Origin of the sequence: Methylophaga nitratireducenticrescens (assembly GCF_000260985.4) — a bacterium.
Taxonomy (GTDB): domain Bacteria; phylum Pseudomonadota; class Gammaproteobacteria; order Nitrosococcales; family Methylophagaceae; genus Methylophaga; species Methylophaga nitratireducenticrescens.
This window is the reverse complement of the sequence record NC_017857.3, coordinates 1327914-1347152: the sequence shown is the minus strand read 5'-3', so window position 1 is coordinate 1347152 and position 19239 is coordinate 1327914. Positions and strand designations below refer to the sequence as shown.

The following is a 19239-nucleotide window of genomic DNA, read 5'->3' as shown; positions in this document are numbered from 1 at the left end:
TCACATCTCATTGATGAAGCTAGTGTGATAACTCAAAATCACGCCACTCGAAAGATTGAAACGTTCCGTTCTCCAATTTGCTGAGCCAGACTTTATTACTTATTTGTGATGAGGAGGGGATGGGAACAACCTGACTTTCTAAACCGATATCCACATCAGCCAGATCATGTAAAGCATTGCTCACGGACTCTCGTGTTATAGAACCATCAATACGTTGTAGGGCCTGGCAAAAGACTTTTGCGACAATATAACCTTCCAAAGAGACTGTATTAGGCTGCAGGCTTTCATCATACGCTGCTAAAGCCTTTCTATATTCATCAACAACTGGCAATTCAGCATCAATTTCCGGTACAACCTGACTGACCAGCACATTTGCATTGACGCCTTTAAGGGATCGCTCCAGAACATGACTACCGACAAACGACACATTAACAAACCAAACATCAGATATTGATTCATGTAACAGCTTGATAAACTTGGCCGAAGGAGCATAGCTTCCTCCCATGAGAATAACTTTAGGTAATTTTTCTGCTTTCAGAATCGTCGCAACAGCCCCTTCCACATTCAACGTATTGCGAGAGTAATAGGCATGGGTCAGAAAATCGACGTGGATAAACCCTCGGGCTTGCAATGCCAGGGTTGCAGCCTGAAATACAGCATTGCCGTAACTATCTTGTTGAGTAAAAAAAGCAATATCCTCGGGTTGAATCCCTGCATCCAACAAACCATTTATCAGCGTGGCAACTTCTTGCCGGTATCCTGGCCGGAAATTGATGATGTACTGACTCGGTGGTTCCGGTCTTAATACATCGCCACCAGAAAACGCTCCTACCAAAGCAATCTTAAACTGCTCGGCAATCGGTACAGTAACGACCGCTGTTGGTGTTCCAACATTGCCAAGCACTGCCACCACCTCATGCTTATTAATTAATTCGCGCATGTTAGCTGCCGCCTGTACTGGCTCATAGGCATCATCCAGAGCCAACAATTCAAGATGATTACCTTTAATACCTCCCACAGAATTAATCTTGGAAAAATATGCGTTTATTCCGGCTTGCATTGACAGTCCCATTTCGGATAGTGGACCACTCAAAGCACTACTCATGCCAACTCGTACATTTTCCGCCAGAACATTTTTCACCAGCATAAGGCTGAAACAACATAGAACAAAAACTCTAATCAACCTTACTATCTTCATTTTGTTCTTTGGTTTCGTTATCTGATTCCGCTTGAGTTTCTTCGGTAATATCATCATCCATTAAAATCCGATTAGCATCACCTTCCATGTCATCATACTGGCCACTGCGCACCGTCCAAAAAAATACGACAACGCCTACCAAACCTAGTAATAACATACCAGGCAATAGTCCATAAATGACTTCCATAGCCTACCTCTTTACTATTCGACTAATCCTGGCAGCATTGCCAATGACAAGTAACGAACTAATCGGCATCGTGATTGCAGCCAGTAAGGGACTGACTAATGCCATCATTGCCAATGGAACCATAATCACGTTATAACTGATGGATAATACAATATTCTGCCGGATGGTGCGTAATGTCCTGGTAGCCAGCTGTCTTGTCAGTGAAAGCTGGCTTAATTGGTTATACGACAAAACGATATCTGCACTTTCAATGGATACGTCTGTTCCCGAAGCCAAAGCAATACCGACATCAGACTGGATCAATGCAGGTGAATCATTAATGCCATCTCCAACCATTGCAACACATTCACCTTGTTGTTGTAATTGTTGAATCACCTGCCGTTTCTCCCCAGGCAAAACCTCTGCTAAGCGCTGCACGTTACCTAACACTGCTGTCACAGAGTTGACTACCTGTTGGCGGTCGCCGCTTAATACAGTGACCTTCATCCCTTGCTCCAACAAATCAGAAATTGTGGTCTTGGCATCTTCTCGTAATGTATCAAACAACCCCAGAATACCGATAAGCTGTTGTTCACGGGCGACAAAAACACAACTGATGCCCTGTTGTTCCAGTTGTTCGACTGTTGCTCGCCATTCACCTTCAAGCGTTACATTGTGAGATAACATCCAGTCAGCCGTACCGACGATAATTTTTTTTCCTTCAATCTCGGCCTTCACACCTCTTCCTGGCGAAGCATAAAACCGGGAAATATCTAATAATGGCAAGTTCTCTGATCGCGCAGCGGATACGATTGTTTTGGCGATGCCATGCTCTGATTTTTGTTCTGCCGATGCAGCAATCTGCAATACTGTTTGTTGTGAAACACTCTCGGCAGTTATGTTTTGAACCAGCGATAATTTACCTTCGGTCAGTGTACCGGTTTTATCAAACACATAATGGGTGACTCGCGATAATGACTCCAATGCAATCCCTTGTTTTACCAGAATCCCATTGCTGGCACCAACGCCACTGGCCACAGCAATAGACATTGGCGTAGCCATGCCAAAAGCACAGGGACAAGTCACCACTAACACCGAAGCTGAAGCCAGTAATGCTGTTTCAAAATCAGTGCCCACCCAGAACATGAAAGTTAATGTCGCCAAAGTTAACGTTACAACAACAAACCAAGGCACGACCTTATCAGCCAGCGTCTGAATGGGGGCTTTGGAGGTTTGCGCCTCGTCCATCAGGGCAATGATCTTTGCCAAGGCAGTATGGCGTAACACCTGTTGTGCTTTCACCACAAAAGCACCTTCATTATTGATACTACCTGCGACCACCGAATCATTCACTTGTTTGCGAACAGGCTGCGATTCACCTGTCAGCATTGACTCGTCAACGGCACTTTCCCCCTCTGTCACAATGCCATCAACAGGAACATTTTCTCCGGGACGAACCAGCACTAAATCCCCTACTTTAACCGAACGGATTGGTACCGTTTTCTGCTCGCCCGTTTCGATTACCGTAGCCAGTTTTGGTTGCAACTCTAGCATACGACGGGTTGCTGATAACGCATTACGTTTGGAAAGCGCTTCCAGATAGCGTCCAATCAAAATAACAAATATAAAGTTTACAACTGTATCAAAGAAAACCTCGCCTTCAACTGAGCCCGTGAAAGTGATATAAGAAGAATAGAGATACGTGGCCGTTGCACCGATAGCAATCGGTAAGTCCATTGTCAGATATAGACTTCGTAATCCACTGATTGCATTGCGAAAAAATGGGTAGCCTGAGTAAAGCAAGGTCGGTGTGGCAATAAAAAACCCCACCCAATGAAACAGATTCCGAAACTCATCCTCTGCTGCACCGGAATAAAGAGCAATCGAAACCCACATCAGATTCATCATGGCAAAACCAGCAAATGCCATACGATAAAGTATTCCACGATGACGTTTTGCCAGCGCCCCTTCTGCTGTTTCCGGATCAAACGGGATGGCTGCATAGCCAAGTTTAGCCAGATGCTGCATTAACACAGATAAAGAGGTTTCTCGGTTATCCCATTTAATTCGACAACGTTTTGCAGTCAAACTAACATCTGCAGACAACACTCCGGGTAATTTATACAGTGCTCGTTCAATTAACCAAACGCAGGCGGCACAGTGAATGCCTTCAATCAAAAGGTAAATTGTTCGTTCATCGTCCAGCTGATCGACATAGTCCACCTGAATTTCATCTATATCATAGGCGTGAAAATCATTAGCTGTTTCTGGAGGTGGGGCAAGCGATTCACCGTCAGGTGTTTTATTATAAAAACCCTGCAATCCTGCCGAATAAATCGTCTGGCAGGCCATACGACAACCATGGCAACAAAACTCATGAGAAATTGTGTTTATTTTTGCAGTAAATTCACCTGGATTTTGAACAGCTAATCCACAATGAAAACATTTGCCAATATCGGCGTGGGCAACGACTTTTGCTTCGGACAAAAAAATTCAACTTACATTAAATTGATCAAGGGTCGATATAGATTCTGCGAGTAACCACAAATTTATCATCGCCGCGCTTGGCTTCAACAATAATGTCCCAGTTACCTGGCAAACCAAACTCAATATCCGCTCCATATCGACCCAGTCCTATGGGATTCATTTCAACCGAAAAATCTTTACGCTGATCTGATGGGCGATAAGCGAATAAGCTGACAGAATCCAATTCTACAGTTCTAGAATTTTTTCCTTGGATCAACACTTCATAAGCCTGACGCTGGTTAACCCGGTTATTGGCCGGAACCATAATGACTCCGCTCCAACCAAGCTCATTTTCTTGCCCCATTTGTACTTCTTTATTAGTGTAGGCTTTGCCGCGCTCGTAATAATTATCTACTACCAAATTGGGTGGCGAGCTAAAAGCCAGGTAGATAAAAACCGCATTTGCTGATAAAAAAAGGCACATAAACCCAAGAAACCCCAATACCCAGGGATTTTTGAGTGCTTGTTTGTTTTCCTGAGAAATTGCCATGAATTTGGGCCCATCAAAGATGCTTTTGTATAGTATTGATATTGCTGAATTGTATAAATTATCTAGCTCTACCTGTCTGACGCCACAAGTCGATACTAAGCTTTCATTCGGTACACAGTAAAAACCATCAGTATTGTAATTTTAAGTGTGTCAATAGTAACGCCATCTGTTATTTCATGCAAAATAGTGCATTGCTGTCTACATAAAATAGAGTGAACAACAATCATTTTGTCGATGGTATTGAACATTACTCAATGAATAACGAGCTGAATTGAACCCACAATTATTCGAACAAAAATTTGTTGAACTGCTGCCAATTTTAAACATAAACATTTACTAATTTAGTTTTTCAAACACAAAAAAAGCCGCTGGTATCGGCTTTTTTTGCTCACAGATAATTTCATTTGTCTTCGGAACTATCTTCCATATTTTTAACAATCTTGTACGCAATTACCCCAATCACCACAATTGTTAATACCACACTGACAATCGCGGCAATTACAACAGCATCTAACCCCATAACATGCTCCTTAACGGATAAGATTCAGTTTAACGTTTATTATTCACCACCACCCAGCTGATGCACATAAATCGCAAGTTTCTTAATCTCGGTTTCGGTTAGACGTTCGATTTCATCACCTTCGTAATATTCTTCAGGATCGTCACCATATTCTTCAGCTTCTATCCGCACAGCAAGTTTTTCATTCCATGCGGGCATCACAGCAACACGTGTTTTTGGATCATTAGCATCGTTCACCCCATGCAGAATAGTATGACGGATTTCGTCCGGTTCCCCTGAAAAACGCCAAATTCTATCGGATAAATTTGCTGAGCCTAATTGTTGCACCCCTTTAGCATCTGCACCATGACACGCTGCACAGCCTTTTTCATTATAGAGTTTCCATTGCGCGTCAGTGGCTTCACCCATTGAATTGCTGATAACAAAACCAACCAGACCATCGACTTCTTCCGTAGTCAGTAAATCAGCATGTGCCGGCATCATTCCTTGTCGCCCTTTCGCCAGGGTTTCGATAATTTTATTGACTGAACCACCATATAACCAGTCATCATCAGCAAGAATTGGATAACCTGCACCTTCTGGGGGAATACCACCTACACCATGGCAAGCAGCGCAATTATCACCATAAAGTACCTTGCTAGAGCCTACGGCATAACGCAATAATTCATCATCTTGAAGAATTTCTTCAGCCGACATCTCAGCAATTCGATTTTCATAGGGTGCCCGCTTGGCTTCAATTTCTGCCAAACCTTCTTTGTATTCGTCGATTTGGCTCCAGCCTAGCAACCCATCGGTACTGTCATTGACTAAAGGTATTGATGGATAAAGTATAAAATAAATAAAAACCATTAAACCGCTTAAATACAAAGCGATGATCCACCAGCGTGGTGGTGGATTTGTCAATTCTCTGATGCCATCCCACTCATGTCCTGTATCAGGACACTCATTTGGGTTTTTATTGTTATCAGCCATCATTTCTCTCCGAATTTTTATCGTCTTCTCTCAGTGGCAGGTCACGGTGGGCTTCAATTTTGTCTTTATTTTTTGGACGTAAAACCCAGAAATACATACCGAACATCAGTATGAAAATAATGACTGTCAATATCGTACCGACCCAATCACTTACGGTCATGGCAGACCAATTGGTTTCAAAGTAAGACAGGAAGTCACTCACGATAGTCTCTTCCTGGTTCAAACTGGATCATTGTGCCAAGGACCTGCAGGTATGCAACCAATGCTTCCATTTCGGTTTTTCCCGACACCATTTCAGCAGCACCAATAATTTCTTCATCAGTATAAGGTACACCCAATACTTTCATCGCTTTAAGACGTTTAGTAATACCCTCTTCATCAATGGTGGCTTGATCAAGCCATGGATAACGAGGCATAACTGATTCTGGTACAACAGAGCGCGGATCACGTAAATGCTGAATATGCCATGCATCCGAGTATTTACCACCAACCCGAGCCAAATCCGGACCAGTACGTTTGGATCCCCATTGAAACGGATGATCATACTTTGACTCTACAGCCAGAGAATAGTGGCCATATCGATCACGTTCATTTCGAAACGGCCGAACCATCTGCGAATGGCATAAATAACAGCCCTCACGTTGATAAACATCACGACCAGCTAACTCTAAGGCGGTATATGGACGTACTCCTTCAAGCTCTTCATATTCCGGAAAAACATCATCCTCAAAGGTAGTATCCAAATAAAACAAAGGCACAATCTCAACAATACCGCCCACAGACACAACAAGTGCTGTGGCAAGTACCAGACCCCACACATTTTGTTCTACCCACTCTTGAAAACTAATGCGTTTGTTAGATTTTTTAGCCATGCTGTTGTCCTCAAATATTCGCTGCAGCAGCCATTTCGGCTGATGGTTTTGCAATTGCGCGGCGAATAGTCACTGTTACATTAAACAGCATGATGACCGCACCCAGGAAGAAGATCAGCCCACCAAATGCTCGCATTGCATAATAAGGATGCATTTGAGCTACTGATTCAACAAATGTGTATGCCAAATTACCGTATTCATCATAGGCGCGCCACATCAAACCTTGCATGATGCCTGATACCCACATTGCTGTGATGTAAATTGCGGTACCTATGGTAGCCATCCAGAAATGCAAGTTAACCAGTTTCACAGAATACATCGTTGTGCCCCACATCCGTTCAACCATATGATACAAGGCCCCCACAGATACCATGGCAACCCAGCCAAGAGCGCCGGAGTGAACATGGCCAATGGTCCAGTCGGTGTAATGGGATAATGCATTGACTGTTTTCGCAGCCATGACCGGACCTTCAAAGGTTGACATCGCATAGAAAGCAAGAGAAACGATCAGGAAGCGTAAAATATAGTCTGTACGTAACTTATCCCATGCACCACTCAGTGTGAACATACCGTTTAGTGCGCCACCCCAGGATGGAATAATCATTGCAAGTGAAATTGCAGCACCCAACGAACCCGTCCAATCTGGAAGTGCTGTATATTGCAGATGATGCGCACCTAACCAGACATAGCCAAAAACCAATGCCCAGAAATGAATAACTGACAAGCGATAGGAGTAAACCGGACGGTTTGCCTGTTTAGGTACAAAGTAATACATGATGCCGAGGAAACCAGCTGTCAGGAAGAAACCAACAGCGTTATGTCCCCACCACCATTGGATCATCGCATCCTGTACACCAGAGAATATCGAATAGGATTTCCACATACTGACCGGAATAGACAAACTATTGACCACATGGAGGTAGGTAATCATGATCATCATTGCCAGGAAAAACCAGTTGGCAACGTAAATATGGGAAACTTTACGTATCGATAAGGTCATGATGAAGTTGAACATGTAACTAATCCAAACAACTGCAATCAGAATATCTAATGGCCATTCCAATTCAGCATATTCTTTAGACTGAGTTAACCCTAAAGGCAAGGTGATGATGGCACCTAAAATAATCAGGTTCCATCCCCAGAAGGTAAACCATGCCAATTTATCACTCCAAAGCCTTACGCCAGAAGTGCGTTGTACGACATAAAAAGCGGTTGCCATTAGCGTTGATCCGGCAAAGGCGAAAATGACCGCGTTAGTATGCAACGGGCGCAGTCGTCCAAAACTGATATAGGGATTATCAAAGTTTAGTACTGGCCAAGCTAACTGCGATGCGATAAAGACACCGAGACCTGTTCCAACTACCAAATAGACACATGCCATATAGGCAAACCATTTGACTACTTCAAAGTTGTACTGTTGTTTCGCCTGCATAGCGATCACACCTTCTCTCTCATGAAAATTCTTGTACTGTTTCTTTGTTGAAGAAACAGAGCCCGGTTTCATTCTGCATAACATTCCAGCTGGATAAATTTTACCGCAAAACAATTCTGAATGATTCAAAACAGTTATACAGATTAATTCTGCTGAATTTCTTCAATTTTCAACTGGCCTAGGACTTGTTAATCTTTCATGTCCACCACTGCTGGCGGCTATTTTTGTCCCGACTAGGCAGAAAGCGGCGGTATGGCCTTCCTGCATAAGTAATTGACAAATGCATCTGGAACGCATTTGAACAGCTTTGCTGGCCGCCTGCGTTGTTAGTCACTTATTTAGAATGACTACAAAAACGTCAGGACAAGCAATGTTCCAGACATTGCTTTTGCATACACTCCATCCATGGAGATAAACGTTTTTGAGCGCAAGCCCCCTTTGGGGTGAGATACATGGATGTATCTCACAAAAGGCGCTCCTCGTGCCTTGATTGACGCTTTTTCAGCTCACAACAGAGGCGGAGATGAAAGATCAACAAGCCCTAGTGTTATCCAACAAGAGAATTTTCCTGTCTTCATCTAACGGGGTCAAGTATTAGCAATACGTACAATTTTTGCAGCCACTAATAATTAACATAAAAACAATGATTTAATCTGTATCAATAATAAGGTTATTTACTGATTTACATAAAGCAGTATCGGTATCATCCGCTTTAATACTAAAAATAAATTAAAACTAACGGCTTTCTGCCTTCATTTAATAGCAAATTATAGGTTCGACAAGCGGCACCAAGTGACATAGTTTCTAATGAAATGCCCCTCTGGGAGAATAGGCTAATTATTTGTAACACATGAGGTGTAATGCCTTCGGCTGTCACCATAATGACAACATCAGCATTGAAGCCTTTTACATTTTCAATTAGAGAGTCGCTTAGATAATCTGCTGAGGGTGGCAACTCCAGCGGATCAAACAAGCCATCAGGTGAAAGGATACAATTATTGGTGATACGTTGTAAGGTCTGATCGTTTGATTGAATCAGTAGAAAGCCATCGCCATAACTTTTAATTACAAAAGCGTCTGTAATGGCTTCCTGACTAATTTTCATTTTCTGTTAAAAACCAGCGGCATTATTCACGCGATCTCGTAATTCTTTACCGGGTTTAAAATGTGGCACATATTTTTCTTCAAGCTTAACAGCTTCACCGCTTTTTGGATTACGTCCCACTCTGGGTGGACGATGATGTAAGGTAAAACTGCCAAACCCTCTGATCTCAATTCGATCGCCACGTGACAGGCTATCACTCATCTGTTCCAGAATTAGCTTCACCGCTAGTTCAACGTCTCGGTAATTCAATAGAGATTGTTTTTCGGATAGTATTTCTATCAAATCAGACTTGGTCATAATTTCCTAGATTCCCGGCAGTAGACTTTTGGGTTATGCCTTAAATAAAAAGGCAGCTGTATAACAAGAAAATGAGCATCCGGGCTGACCGGATGCTCACCCAATGATCAGATTAGCTGTCTTTCTGATTCATCTGTTCTTTCAGCAAATCACCTAAAGTGGTATTGCCGGAACTAACATTACTGTACTCTTTCACTGCTTCAGATTCTTCTTGATCATCCTTAGCTTTGATTGACAGAGTCAGCGTGCGATCCTTGCGAGACATTCCTGTAAATTTAGCTTCAACATCATCACCGATATTCAGCACTTTGCTGGCATCTTCGATACGCTCACGTGCGATATCCGCTACGCGAACGTAACCTTCAACACCTTCAGCCAATTCAATCGTTGCACCTTTAGCATCAACTGCAATAACTTTACCGTTTACAACAGTGCCACGTGGGTGTTCAGACAGATACGCTGAAAACGGATCGTCCTGCAATTGTTTGATACCCAGTGAAATGCGTTCACGTTCAGGGTCAATCGCCAATACAACCGCTTCTACTTCATCGCCTTTTTTGAAGTCACGAATTAATTCTTCGTTTTCTTCTTCCCAAGAGATATCTGACAAGTGGATCAGGCCGTCAATGCCACCATCCAGGCCAATGAAGATACCGAAATCAGTGATTGATTTGATAGCGCCGCTGACTTTATCACCTTTGTTATGAGTCATTGAGAACTCTTCCCAAGGGTTAGTCTGGCACTGTTTGATACCCAGTGAGATACGACGACGTTCAGCATCAATATCCAGAACCATCACTTCAACTTCATCACCCAAAGTAACCAGTTTAGAAGGGTGAACGTTTTTGTTGGTCCAGTCCATTTCAGACATGTGAACCAAACCTTCAACGCCATCTTCGATTTCAACAAAGCAACCGTAGTCGGCAATGTTAGTGACTTTACCCTGGATGCGGGTGCTGTTTGGATAACGACGTGCGATATCTTTCCATGGATCGTCACCCAGTTGTTTCAGGCCTAGCGATACACGTTCACGTTCTTTATCAAATTTCAGAACCTGTACATCGATTTCGTCACCGATAGCGACAACTTCTGAAGGATGTTTAACACGTTTCCATGCCATATCCGTGATATGCAACAGACCATCAATACCACCAAGGTCAACAAACGCGCCGTAATCGGTCAGGTTCTTAACAATACCTTTAACAACTTTGCCTTCTTCCAATGTTTCCAGAAGGGCTTCGCGTTCAACACTGTTCTCAGCTTCCATAATGGCGCGACGAGAAACAACGATATTGTTACGTGGGCGATCCAGCTTAATCAGTTTGAACTCAAGCTCTTTGCCTTCGAGATGTGAAGTATCACGGATAGGACGTACATCAACAAGTGATCCCGGCAGGAACGCTCGGATGTTTTCCAAATCGACAGTGAAACCACCCTTGACCTTACCGGAAATAATACCGATTACGGTTTCATTGGCTTCAAATGCATGCTCCAATCTGGTCCATGCTTCAGCGGCTTTGGCTTTTTCACGTGATAATTGTGTTGCACCAAATCCATCTTCCAGTGTTTCCAGAGAAACATCGACCAAATCACCAACAGAAACGGTGATTTCACCTTTTTCGTTCATGAATTCGGCAACTGGGATAGCGCCTTCAGATTTCAGACCTGCGTTAACCATAACAACATCAGGACCAACATTGACTACCGTACCGGTAACAATTTTGCCTGGTTGCATTGGGGTTGCGTTTAGACTCTCTTCAAAGAGATCAGCAAAGCTTTCGCTCATTATAAATATCCTTGATCCTGTTCAGATAACAGAATCGCCCGTTAGTCCTGCGATTGCAGGAAATTAACAAAAAACCTGCCTGGAACACCCAGACAAGTACCCTAATAAATCAGCCGATTAATGCACTGACTTTTTCTAAAACTGCTTTGATACCGAGTTGTGTTGAATCCAGAATAACAGCATCATCGGCAGGCCGTAGTGGCGCTACTTCACGTTGCGTATCCCGTTCATCACGTTCTGATATTTCGGCTACGAGATCGGAAAGGTTACTATCAATTCCTTTCTCTTTCAACTGCTTATATCGTCTCTCCGCCCGAACCTCGGCACTGGCTGTGAGAAAGACTTTGTATGGCGCATCTGGAAACACCACGGTGCCCATATCGCGGCCATCTGTGACTAACCCTGGCGATTGGCAAAAATCACGCTGTCTTTGTAATAAAGCTGAGCGAACAGCCGGAAATGCGGCAACTTTCGACGCAGCATTACCCGCCTGTTCAGAACGAATCAGTAACGAAACATCTTCACCTTCCAGAACAACCTGCAGCTGTCCATCCTTTAACACAAATTGCACATCCAGCTGACCCGCTATGACTGCCAGCGCGGTTTCATCGGTTAAATCAATTTGATGCTTTAACGCTGCCTGAGCCAGGACACGGTAAATGGCACCACTATCCAGATAGTGCCAACCCAGCTTTTCTGCCATCTGCTGGGCCAAAGTGCCCTTTCCGGAGCCGCTTGGACCATCAATTGTTAATACAGGTATATCAGACATCGAAGGCATCAATCTGCAAACCACAGTGAGTCGCTAATTCGACAAAGTTCGGGAATGAAGTGGCAACATTGGCACAGTCATTAATCTGTATGGCACCGCCTGCCTGTAATGCCGCCATGGCAAATGACATCGCAATACGGTGATCACCATGTCCATCCACTTCACCACTGCCAATAATTCCACCTTCGATAATCATGCCATCAGACGTTGGTTTAGCGTCAATACCGAGTGCCTGTAATCCATCAGCCATGACCTGAATTCGATCACTTTCTTTAACCCGTAATTCTTCAGCACCCGTCAATACTGTGCGGCCTTCTGCGCAAGCAGCGGCAATAAATATTGCCGGAAATTCATCAATCGCCAATGGCACCTGATCCTGTGGAATGTCAATTCCGGTTAACGGTGCATAGCGAACCCGGATATCTGCCACCGGTTCTCCGCCGGTCACTGCTTCGTTGCTCAAGCTTATATCCGCGCCCATTTGCTTCAAAATATTGATAACACCAATCCGCGTTGGGTTAATACCTACATGTTGCAGAGTAATATCTGAACCCGGTGCAATCGCAGCCCCCACCATAAAGAACGTGGCCGAGGAAATATCGCCGGGCACATCAATATTGGTTGCGGTTAATTTTCCGCCGCCCTGAATACTGATGCGGTTACCCTGAACGTCGATTGGATATCCCATGCCTTGCAGCATGCGTTCAGTATGATCGCGAGTTGGGGCAGGTTCCGTCACGCTAGTGGTTCCCTCGGCATACATCCCTGCCAGTAATAGACAGGATTTCACCTGAGCACTGGCCATTGGCAAGTCATATTCAATAGCCTTTAATGTATGGCCACCATGAATAGTCAGAGGCGGTTTGCCATCAGCACTGTCGATATTTGCCCCCATCAGGGCTAACGGATCGGTTACCCGACGCATGGGGCGAACGGATAATGATTTATCACCACTCATCGTTACATCAAAAGTTTGCCCCGTCAGTAAACCACTTAATAAACGAATCGAGGTACCCGAGTTACCCACATACACATCATTTTCCGGGGCTTTCAGTCCATGCATACCAACACCATGCACGGTGACTTTACCATCCGTCGGACCATCAATTTTGACGCCCATGGCACGAAAAGCTGCCAATGTCGCCAATGCATCTTCACCTTCCAGAAAACCGCTGATTTCAGTCACACCTTCTGCCAGCGATCCCAGCATAATAGAACGATGTGAGATGGATTTATCTCCGGGTACACGGAAGCTGCCTGTTAATTGACCACCAGCCTGTACTATAAATTTACGATCCTGCTGCCCGCTCACGCTACTGTTCACTCCCACTTTACACTTCGCTGTTATCTTTCAGATCAGGATCGGCAAAACGGGTATCTCTGGCCCGTTTTGCTCGTCCGAAAATATCGATAAGATAATCGCCATCATCTTGCCGAATTGCCTGTTCAATCTTATCCAGACCACTGCGATATTGTTGTAATAATTCCAGAATCGCACTGCGGTTGCCAAGGCAGATATCCCGCCACATCACTGCATCACTTGAAGCAATCCGGGAAAAATCTCGAAAGCCACCAGCGGCATATCGCAATACTTCATCGCAATCTTCACGCTGAGCCAGCATTCCCACCAGATTAAAGGCTAATACATGCGGTAAATGACTGGTGGCAGCCAGCACCACATCATGATGCTCAACCTCCATTTCAAATACATCTGCACCGGCCTGCTGCCACATTTGACGCACTCGTACCAGAGCTGATTTATTGGTTTCAGCCACTGGCGTTAAGACTACCCGATGCTGTTGATAAAGCTCAGAAAACGCAGCTGATGGACCACTTTTTTCGGTACCGGCAATCGGATGGCCTGGCACAAATTGATCAAACTTATTCCCCAATGCCTGACGAGCCGCATCAATAACCTGTTGTTTAGCACTGCCGCCATCAGTCACAATCGTCTGCGGTTTGAGATGTGGCGCTATTTGTTCAAATACTGTCTGCATCGCCCCCATTGGCACTGCCACAAATACCATATCGGCATCCGAAACGGCCTCCGCCAGCGACTCTGCTGTGTTATCAATAATGCCTAACGCCAAAGCTTCTTCACGCGCGGCCTGAGAGCGAGAGTAACCTGTCACCTGTTCAACCAATCCGGCTTTTTTTAATGCCAAAGCCAGTGAACCGCCAATCAGTCCAACGCCGATGATAGCCAGATGCTTAATCATTTGGCCTCTGACAAACTGTTTGCTAATGCTTCCAGACAACGCTGGTTTTCATGTTCCAGACCGATGCTGATGCGTAAATGGTTTGGCAGACCATACCCTGCAACCGGTCTGACAATAACGCCCTGTTGCAACAGCTTTTCATAAATATCAGCAGCATTGGTGTTTACATCAACACAAATAAAATTGGCTTTTGAAGGAATGTAATTCAATCCCATCGCCTCAAAGCCATCAATGTATTGCTGCATCCCCTCGGTATTAACCTGCTTGGCACGTTGCAGATAATCTTCATCGCCCAACGCCGCAATCGCAGCACTCATCGCCAGATGATTGACATTAAACGGCTGGCGCAGACGATTTAATAAATCAGCAATCTCTGGACTTGATAGCGCAAACCCAACCCGCAACCCCGCCAGACCATAGGCCTTGGAAAAGGTACGGCAAATGATTAAATTAGGAAATTGTTTGAGCCAATCAATGCTGTTTACATCTTCATCGCCATATTCAATATAGGCTTCATCCAATACGACTATCACGTTATCAGCAACGGACTGCAGAAAATTATGAACTTCCGCTGCCGGAATATGCGTTCCGGTGGGATTGTTAGGATTGGCAATAAAAATCAACTTGGTTTTTTCTGTAATGGCTTGCAGCATGGCTGTTAAATCATGTCCATACTGTTTGGCTGGCACTTCCACCAAGGTGGCGCCTATTGCCTGCGTCACCAATGGATACACTGCAAACGCATGCTGCGAGAATATGACTTCATCAGCAGGTGAAGCAAAACAGCGAGCGATAAGCTCCAGCACATCATTAGAACCATTCCCCAGGGTAATCTGGTTGGCATCAACCTGAAACTTTTCAGATAAAGCCAGTTTTAATGCATAGCCATTACCATCCGGATAACGGGTTAAATCGCGAGTTGCCAACGCAATTGCAGCTTGTGCAGCTTGTGATGGACCAATCGGACTCTCATTTGAGGCCAGTTTGATGACATCTCTTACGCCATATTGACGTTGCAATTCCTCAATTGGTTTTCCCGGGACATAAGGCTGCAAACCGGCAATGCTTTCTACCGCTAAATCACACAGATTCATTTTTGCTCCGCTGGTTTTCTGAAACTATCCACTATCAATAATACGGCGCCGATACAGATTGCCGCATCGGCTATATTAAAGGCTGGCCAGTGGTAACTTCCAACATAGATGTCTACAAAATCAATAACATAGCCATAGATAAATCGATCAATAACATTGCCGATGGCGCCGCCAATAATCAATGCAATCGCTATCGCTTCGACTTTTGCCTGCGCTTTCAAACGTGACAGCCAAATGGTTAACACTATTGAAACGGAGAGCGCCAGACCAATAAAGAACCAACGTTGCCAGCCACCGGCACCCGCCAGAAAACTGAATGCCGCTCCACTATTATGTGCCAAAGTGAAATTGAAATACGGCATCACGGCGACGGTTTGATAAAGCTCCAGCCAGTTTGCCATGACAACTTTGGTCAGCTGATCCAGCACGATAACCAGAGCGCTAACCCATAACCACTTCAACATAATCTTAGCCTCAGGCAAAACGGCGAGTTTCGCCATCGCCATCTACGTTTTCAACACAACGACCACATAACTCGGGGTGGTCGGTATGGCTGCCTACATCTTCCGTCTGGTGCCAGCAACGTTCGCAACGGGCATTTGCAGAAGCTTGAATATCGACCGCCAGGTCCGTCAAACTGGTATGAATAGCCCTTTCCGGTTTATCTGCCATTACAAAGCGCTTGGCCGAAGATGTAATCAATACGAACTTCAACTCATCGCCAACTTTATTTAATACTTCCAGCAACTTATCTTCTGCATACAGATTAACCTCAGCAGTTAAACCACCTTTAACTTCACCCTGATTACGTTTGTTTTCCAACTCTTTTGCTACAGCTTCACGTACAGAAAACAACTGCTGCCAATCAGCCATCGACAAAGCACTGTCCTGAGATAAGGGTTCCAGAGATTGATACCAGTCATTCAATAACACCGACGCATTACGCTGACCCGGAATAAATTCCCAAAGCTCATCAGCAGTGAAACTCAGTATTGGAGCAATCCAACGGCTTAATGCTTCAAGGATATGGTACATCGCTGTTTGCGATGAACGGCGTCCAAGGCTGTCAGCTGGCATCGTGTACTGCCGGTCTTTGGTGATATCCAGATAGGCACTGCCCAGCTCATTGGCACAGAAGTTATGTACTTTCTGATAAATCAGATGGAACTGATAACTTTCATAGGCCGCCAGGATTTCCAGCTGCAGATGATAGGCACGATCCAGTACCCAGCGATCCAGTGGTAATAACTTTTCGGTTACGACCAGATTGGAGGCAGGATCAAAATCATTCAGGTTCGATAATAAATACCGTGCGGTATTACGAATACGGCGATATGAGTCCGCTGTGCGTTTCAGAATTTCATCCGATACCGTCATTTCAGCACTGTAATCAGTAGCCGCTACCCAGAGACGGATAATATCGGCACCCAGATTATTGACCACTTTTTGCGGTGATACTGTATTGCCCTTGGATTTGGACATTTTCTTGCCTTCGGCATCCACGGTAAACCCGTGAGTCAGCACCGCTTTGTAAGGTGCTTTACCGGTAGTGGCAACTGAGGTCAGTAATGATGACTGGAACCAGCCACGGTGCTGATCACTGCCTTCAAGATACAAATCTGCAGGACGTTGCAAATCATCGCGCCGGGTTAATACGCAGGCATGTGACACCCCGGAATCAAACCAGACATCCAGCGTATCGGTGACTTTGAAATAATTTTCTGCATCTGCACCAATCAGATCGCTGGCATCCATATCAAACCAGGCATCAATACCCTGCTGTTCAACAGCCAAGGCAACTTTTTCGATTAAAGCCAGTGAATCAGGATGCAATTCACCACTCTGCTGATGAACAAATAACGGAATCGGTACACCCCAGGTCCGTTGGCGGGAAATACACCAATCCGGACGACCTGACACCATATTTTCAATTCGTTTCTGCCCCCAGTCCGGCATCCATTTGGTTGTAGCAATCGCCTGCATGGCCTGATCACGCAGACCATTTTGATTCATGCTGACAAACCACTGAGGTGTAGCACGGAAAATAATCGGCGTTTTATGCCGCCAGCAATGCGGGTAGCTGTGACGGATATCGATATGGCAGAGTAATGCCGATTTTTCTTTTAATAAATCAATGACCTGTGGATTGGCCTTAAACACCGACTCACCGGCAAACACTGGGGTATCAGGTAAAAACACACCATTGCCCCCTACCGGGTTATCCACTTCCAGTTTATATTTCAAACCGACAATATAATCATCCTGACCATGTCCAGGCGCCGTATGCACCGCGCCGGTACCGGCATCAGTGGTGACATGATCACCCAGAATAACCGGTACCTTGCGATCATAAAACGGATGTTGCAACTGTAAACCTTCCAGCATTGCGCCTTTACAGCGGGCAATCACTTCACCGGTCAATTGATAACGTTCCAGTGCTTTTTCATAGAGCGCTTCAGCAAGCACCAAACGCTCGTTATCACATTGCACCACAACATAATCTAACTCAGGATGTAAACAAACGGCCTGATTGGCAGGCAGTGTCCAAGGCGTAGTGGTCCAGATGGCAATACTGACAGCACCAGAGCCATTGTTTGGACAGGCTTTATCAAATGCAGCGACATCGACCAAAGGAAAACGAACATCAATGGCCGGTGACGTTTTATCCTCATATTCGACTTCGGCTTCAGCCAAAGCGGAACCACAATCCACACACCAATGCACCGGTTTAACACCTTTATGCAGATGACCGTTTTCAATGATTTCGCCCAGTGTGCGAATAATGTCAGCCTCAAACTGAAAATCCATGGTCAGATACGGATTATCCCAATCAGCCAATACACCCAGACGTTTGAAATCTTCTCGTTGCCCATCAACCTGTTTGGCTGCATATTCACGACAAGCCTGACGAAACTCTGCCGGGCTGACTTTAACGCCGGGTTTGCCGACTTTTTTCTCGACATTTAATTCAATCGGCAGACCATGACAATCCCAGCCGGGAACATAAGGTGTATCAAAGCCACTAAGGGTTTTGGATTTAAGAATAATATCCTTGAGGATTTTATTGACGGCATGGCCGATATGGATTTCACCATTGGCATATGGAGGTCCATCATGCAGAATGAATTTGGGTTTATTTTGATTTTTTTGCCGCAACTGCTGATAAAGGTCTTGCTCCTGCCAACGCTTTAACATTACTGGCTCACGATTGGGCAAGCCGGCTTTCATCGGAAAGTCAGTCGCAGGAAGATTTAAAGTCTGTTTGTAGTCGGCCACAAAACGTCTCGTTGTCGTCAAATAATAAAGCGCTCGATTATACGGGTTTTTCGCGCTGACCTAAATCACTGAAACCGGTTTTATTTTGGATTGATTGGTGTCAGGATCTGTTGAATTCTCATCATAGCCTCTGTTGAGAATAAAAATGCCCCTCTCAGACACGAGAAGCACAATTTTTGAACGATATGCGTGTATCCCGTGAGGGGACGCTCTAAAACAATTATCTTCAAGAAGAGATGTCTGAGCCCAACCAATGTCGGGAAAGTTACTTTAGTGACGTTAAGGCCATTATTTAATGTAAACGACTTGCAAAGCTTTCACATCTGACTCAAACCGCCGACTTGTTTACCTATTGGCCTCGCAAAGCGGTAAATTTTCAATATCAATCCGAGAAATTAAAATTTTCCACCCTACTGTGTTGGAAATGACTTATGTAGAATAACTACATCGCAAATTTTCATTCTTTTTGGACAGAACTAACCTTCAAGCAGAATGGGCAATGAAACTTCAGCAG

The 19239-nt window shown here is 44.6% G+C and carries 17 protein-coding genes; all 17 read right to left on the bottom strand.

The window, feature by feature from the left end; translation table 11 throughout:
* Positions 1 to 19 precede the first annotated feature (19 nt).
* Positions 20 to 1105 (bottom strand): ABC transporter substrate-binding protein, encoded by a 1086-nt coding sequence (locus Q7A_RS06555; RefSeq protein WP_169697719.1) that lies wholly within the window; start codon positions 1103 to 1105, stop codon positions 20 to 22.
* Positions 1106 to 1175: 70 nt separating this feature from the next.
* The gene (gene ccoS, locus Q7A_RS06550; RefSeq protein ID WP_014706548.1) at positions 1176 to 1385 is read right to left on the bottom strand and encodes a cbb3-type cytochrome oxidase assembly protein CcoS; all 210 of its coding nucleotides are present in this window, start codon (positions 1383 to 1385) and stop codon (positions 1176 to 1178) included.
* Positions 1386 to 1388: 3 nt separating this feature from the next.
* A complete protein-coding gene (locus Q7A_RS06545; RefSeq protein ID WP_169697717.1) occupies positions 1389 to 3851 on the bottom strand; it encodes a heavy metal translocating P-type ATPase in 2463 nt (820 codons plus the stop codon).
* 25 nt (positions 3852 to 3876) lie between these two features.
* On the bottom strand, positions 3877 to 4380 hold the full coding sequence (locus Q7A_RS06540; protein ID WP_014706547.1) for a FixH family protein: 504 nt from the start codon (positions 4378 to 4380) through the stop codon (positions 3877 to 3879).
* 559 nt (positions 4381 to 4939) lie between these two features.
* Positions 4940 to 5875: a cytochrome-c oxidase, cbb3-type subunit III gene (gene ccoP, locus Q7A_RS06535; RefSeq protein WP_238595960.1), complete on the bottom strand. Its 936-nt coding sequence runs from the start codon at positions 5873 to 5875 to the stop codon at positions 4940 to 4942.
* Positions 5865 to 6074 (bottom strand): cbb3-type cytochrome c oxidase subunit 3, encoded by a 210-nt coding sequence (locus Q7A_RS06530; RefSeq protein WP_014706544.1) that lies wholly within the window; start codon positions 6072 to 6074, stop codon positions 5865 to 5867. Before Q7A_RS06530 ends, ccoP begins: the two co-directional genes overlap by 11 nt.
* Positions 6067 to 6744, bottom strand: a complete 678-nt coding sequence (gene ccoO / locus Q7A_RS06525; RefSeq protein ID WP_014706543.1) for a cytochrome-c oxidase, cbb3-type subunit II — start codon at positions 6742 to 6744, stop codon at positions 6067 to 6069. Before ccoO ends, Q7A_RS06530 begins: the two co-directional genes overlap by 8 nt.
* A gap of 10 nt (positions 6745 to 6754) precedes the next feature.
* Positions 6755 to 8176: a cytochrome-c oxidase, cbb3-type subunit I gene (gene ccoN, locus Q7A_RS06520; RefSeq protein ID WP_041354430.1), complete on the bottom strand. Its 1422-nt coding sequence runs from the start codon at positions 8174 to 8176 to the stop codon at positions 6755 to 6757.
* Between the two features lie 718 nt (positions 8177 to 8894).
* Positions 8895 to 9281 (bottom strand): Mth938-like domain-containing protein, encoded by a 387-nt coding sequence (locus Q7A_RS06515; protein WP_014706541.1) that lies wholly within the window; start codon positions 9279 to 9281, stop codon positions 8895 to 8897.
* 6 nt (positions 9282 to 9287) lie between these two features.
* Entirely contained in the window at positions 9288 to 9578 is a 291-nt protein-coding gene (locus Q7A_RS06510) for an integration host factor subunit beta (RefSeq protein ID WP_014706540.1), read from the bottom strand.
* 112 nt (positions 9579 to 9690) lie between these two features.
* The gene (rpsA, locus tag Q7A_RS06505) at positions 9691 to 11364 is read right to left on the bottom strand and encodes a 30S ribosomal protein S1 (RefSeq protein ID WP_014706539.1); all 1674 of its coding nucleotides are present in this window, start codon (positions 11362 to 11364) and stop codon (positions 9691 to 9693) included.
* A 109-nt stretch (positions 11365 to 11473) separates the two neighbouring features.
* Complete coding sequence (cmk, locus tag Q7A_RS06500; RefSeq protein ID WP_014706538.1) at positions 11474 to 12136, bottom strand: (d)CMP kinase; 663 nt, start codon at positions 12134 to 12136, stop codon at positions 11474 to 11476.
* Positions 12129 to 13448 (bottom strand): 3-phosphoshikimate 1-carboxyvinyltransferase, encoded by a 1320-nt coding sequence (aroA, locus tag Q7A_RS06495; RefSeq protein WP_014706537.1) that lies wholly within the window; start codon positions 13446 to 13448, stop codon positions 12129 to 12131. Before aroA ends, cmk begins: the two co-directional genes overlap by 8 nt.
* Positions 13449 to 13467: 19 nt before the next feature.
* Positions 13468 to 14355 (bottom strand): prephenate dehydrogenase, encoded by an 888-nt coding sequence (locus tag Q7A_RS06490; RefSeq protein ID WP_014706536.1) that lies wholly within the window; start codon positions 14353 to 14355, stop codon positions 13468 to 13470.
* Positions 14352 to 15449, bottom strand: a complete 1098-nt coding sequence (gene hisC / locus Q7A_RS06485; RefSeq protein ID WP_014706535.1) for a histidinol-phosphate transaminase — start codon at positions 15447 to 15449, stop codon at positions 14352 to 14354. The genes Q7A_RS06490 and hisC overlap by 4 nt, the downstream gene beginning before the upstream one ends.
* Complete coding sequence (gene lspA, locus Q7A_RS06480) at positions 15446 to 15913, bottom strand: signal peptidase II (protein ID WP_014706534.1); 468 nt, start codon at positions 15911 to 15913, stop codon at positions 15446 to 15448. The genes hisC and lspA overlap by 4 nt, the downstream gene beginning before the upstream one ends.
* Before the next feature lie 10 nt (positions 15914 to 15923).
* A complete protein-coding gene (gene ileS, locus Q7A_RS06475; protein ID WP_014706533.1) occupies positions 15924 to 18725 on the bottom strand; it encodes an isoleucine--tRNA ligase in 2802 nt (933 codons plus the stop codon).
* Positions 18726 to 19239 lie beyond the last annotated feature (514 nt).

Excerpts from the sequence above, each read along its gene's own strand:
- ccoO (WP_014706543.1), bottom strand. The coding sequence starts at position 6,744 with ATGGCTAAAAAATCTAACAAACGCATTAGTTTTCAAGAGTGGGTAGAA.
- rpsA (WP_014706539.1), bottom strand. The coding sequence starts at position 11,364 with ATGAGCGAAAGCTTTGCTGATCTCTTTGAAGAGAGTCTAAACGCAACC.
- Q7A_RS06515 (WP_014706541.1), bottom strand. The coding sequence starts at position 9,281 with ATGAAAATTAGTCAGGAAGCCATTACAGACGCTTTTGTAATTAAAAGT.
- ccoS (WP_014706548.1), bottom strand. The coding sequence starts at position 1,385 with ATGGAAGTCATTTATGGACTATTGCCTGGTATGTTATTACTAGGTTTG.
- Q7A_RS06510 (WP_014706540.1), bottom strand. The coding sequence starts at position 9,578 with ATGACCAAGTCTGATTTGATAGAAATACTATCCGAAAAACAATCTCTA.
- Q7A_RS06540 (WP_014706547.1), bottom strand. The coding sequence starts at position 4,380 with ATGGCAATTTCTCAGGAAAACAAACAAGCACTCAAAAATCCCTGGGTA.
- hisC (WP_014706535.1), bottom strand. The coding sequence starts at position 15,449 with ATGAATCTGTGTGATTTAGCGGTAGAAAGCATTGCCGGTTTGCAGCCT.
- ccoN (WP_041354430.1), bottom strand. The coding sequence starts at position 8,176 with ATGCAGGCGAAACAACAGTACAACTTTGAAGTAGTCAAATGGTTTGCC.
- Q7A_RS06555 (WP_169697719.1), bottom strand. The coding sequence starts at position 1,105 with ATGAGTAGTGCTTTGAGTGGTCCACTATCCGAAATGGGACTGTCAATG.
- Q7A_RS06490 (WP_014706536.1), bottom strand. The coding sequence starts at position 14,355 with ATGATTAAGCATCTGGCTATCATCGGCGTTGGACTGATTGGCGGTTCA.
- ccoP (WP_238595960.1), bottom strand. The coding sequence starts at position 5,875 with ATGATGGCTGATAACAATAAAAACCCAAATGAGTGTCCTGATACAGGA.
- lspA (WP_014706534.1), bottom strand. The coding sequence starts at position 15,913 with ATGTTGAAGTGGTTATGGGTTAGCGCTCTGGTTATCGTGCTGGATCAG.
- cmk (WP_014706538.1), bottom strand. The coding sequence starts at position 12,136 with ATGTCTGATATACCTGTATTAACAATTGATGGTCCAAGCGGCTCCGGA.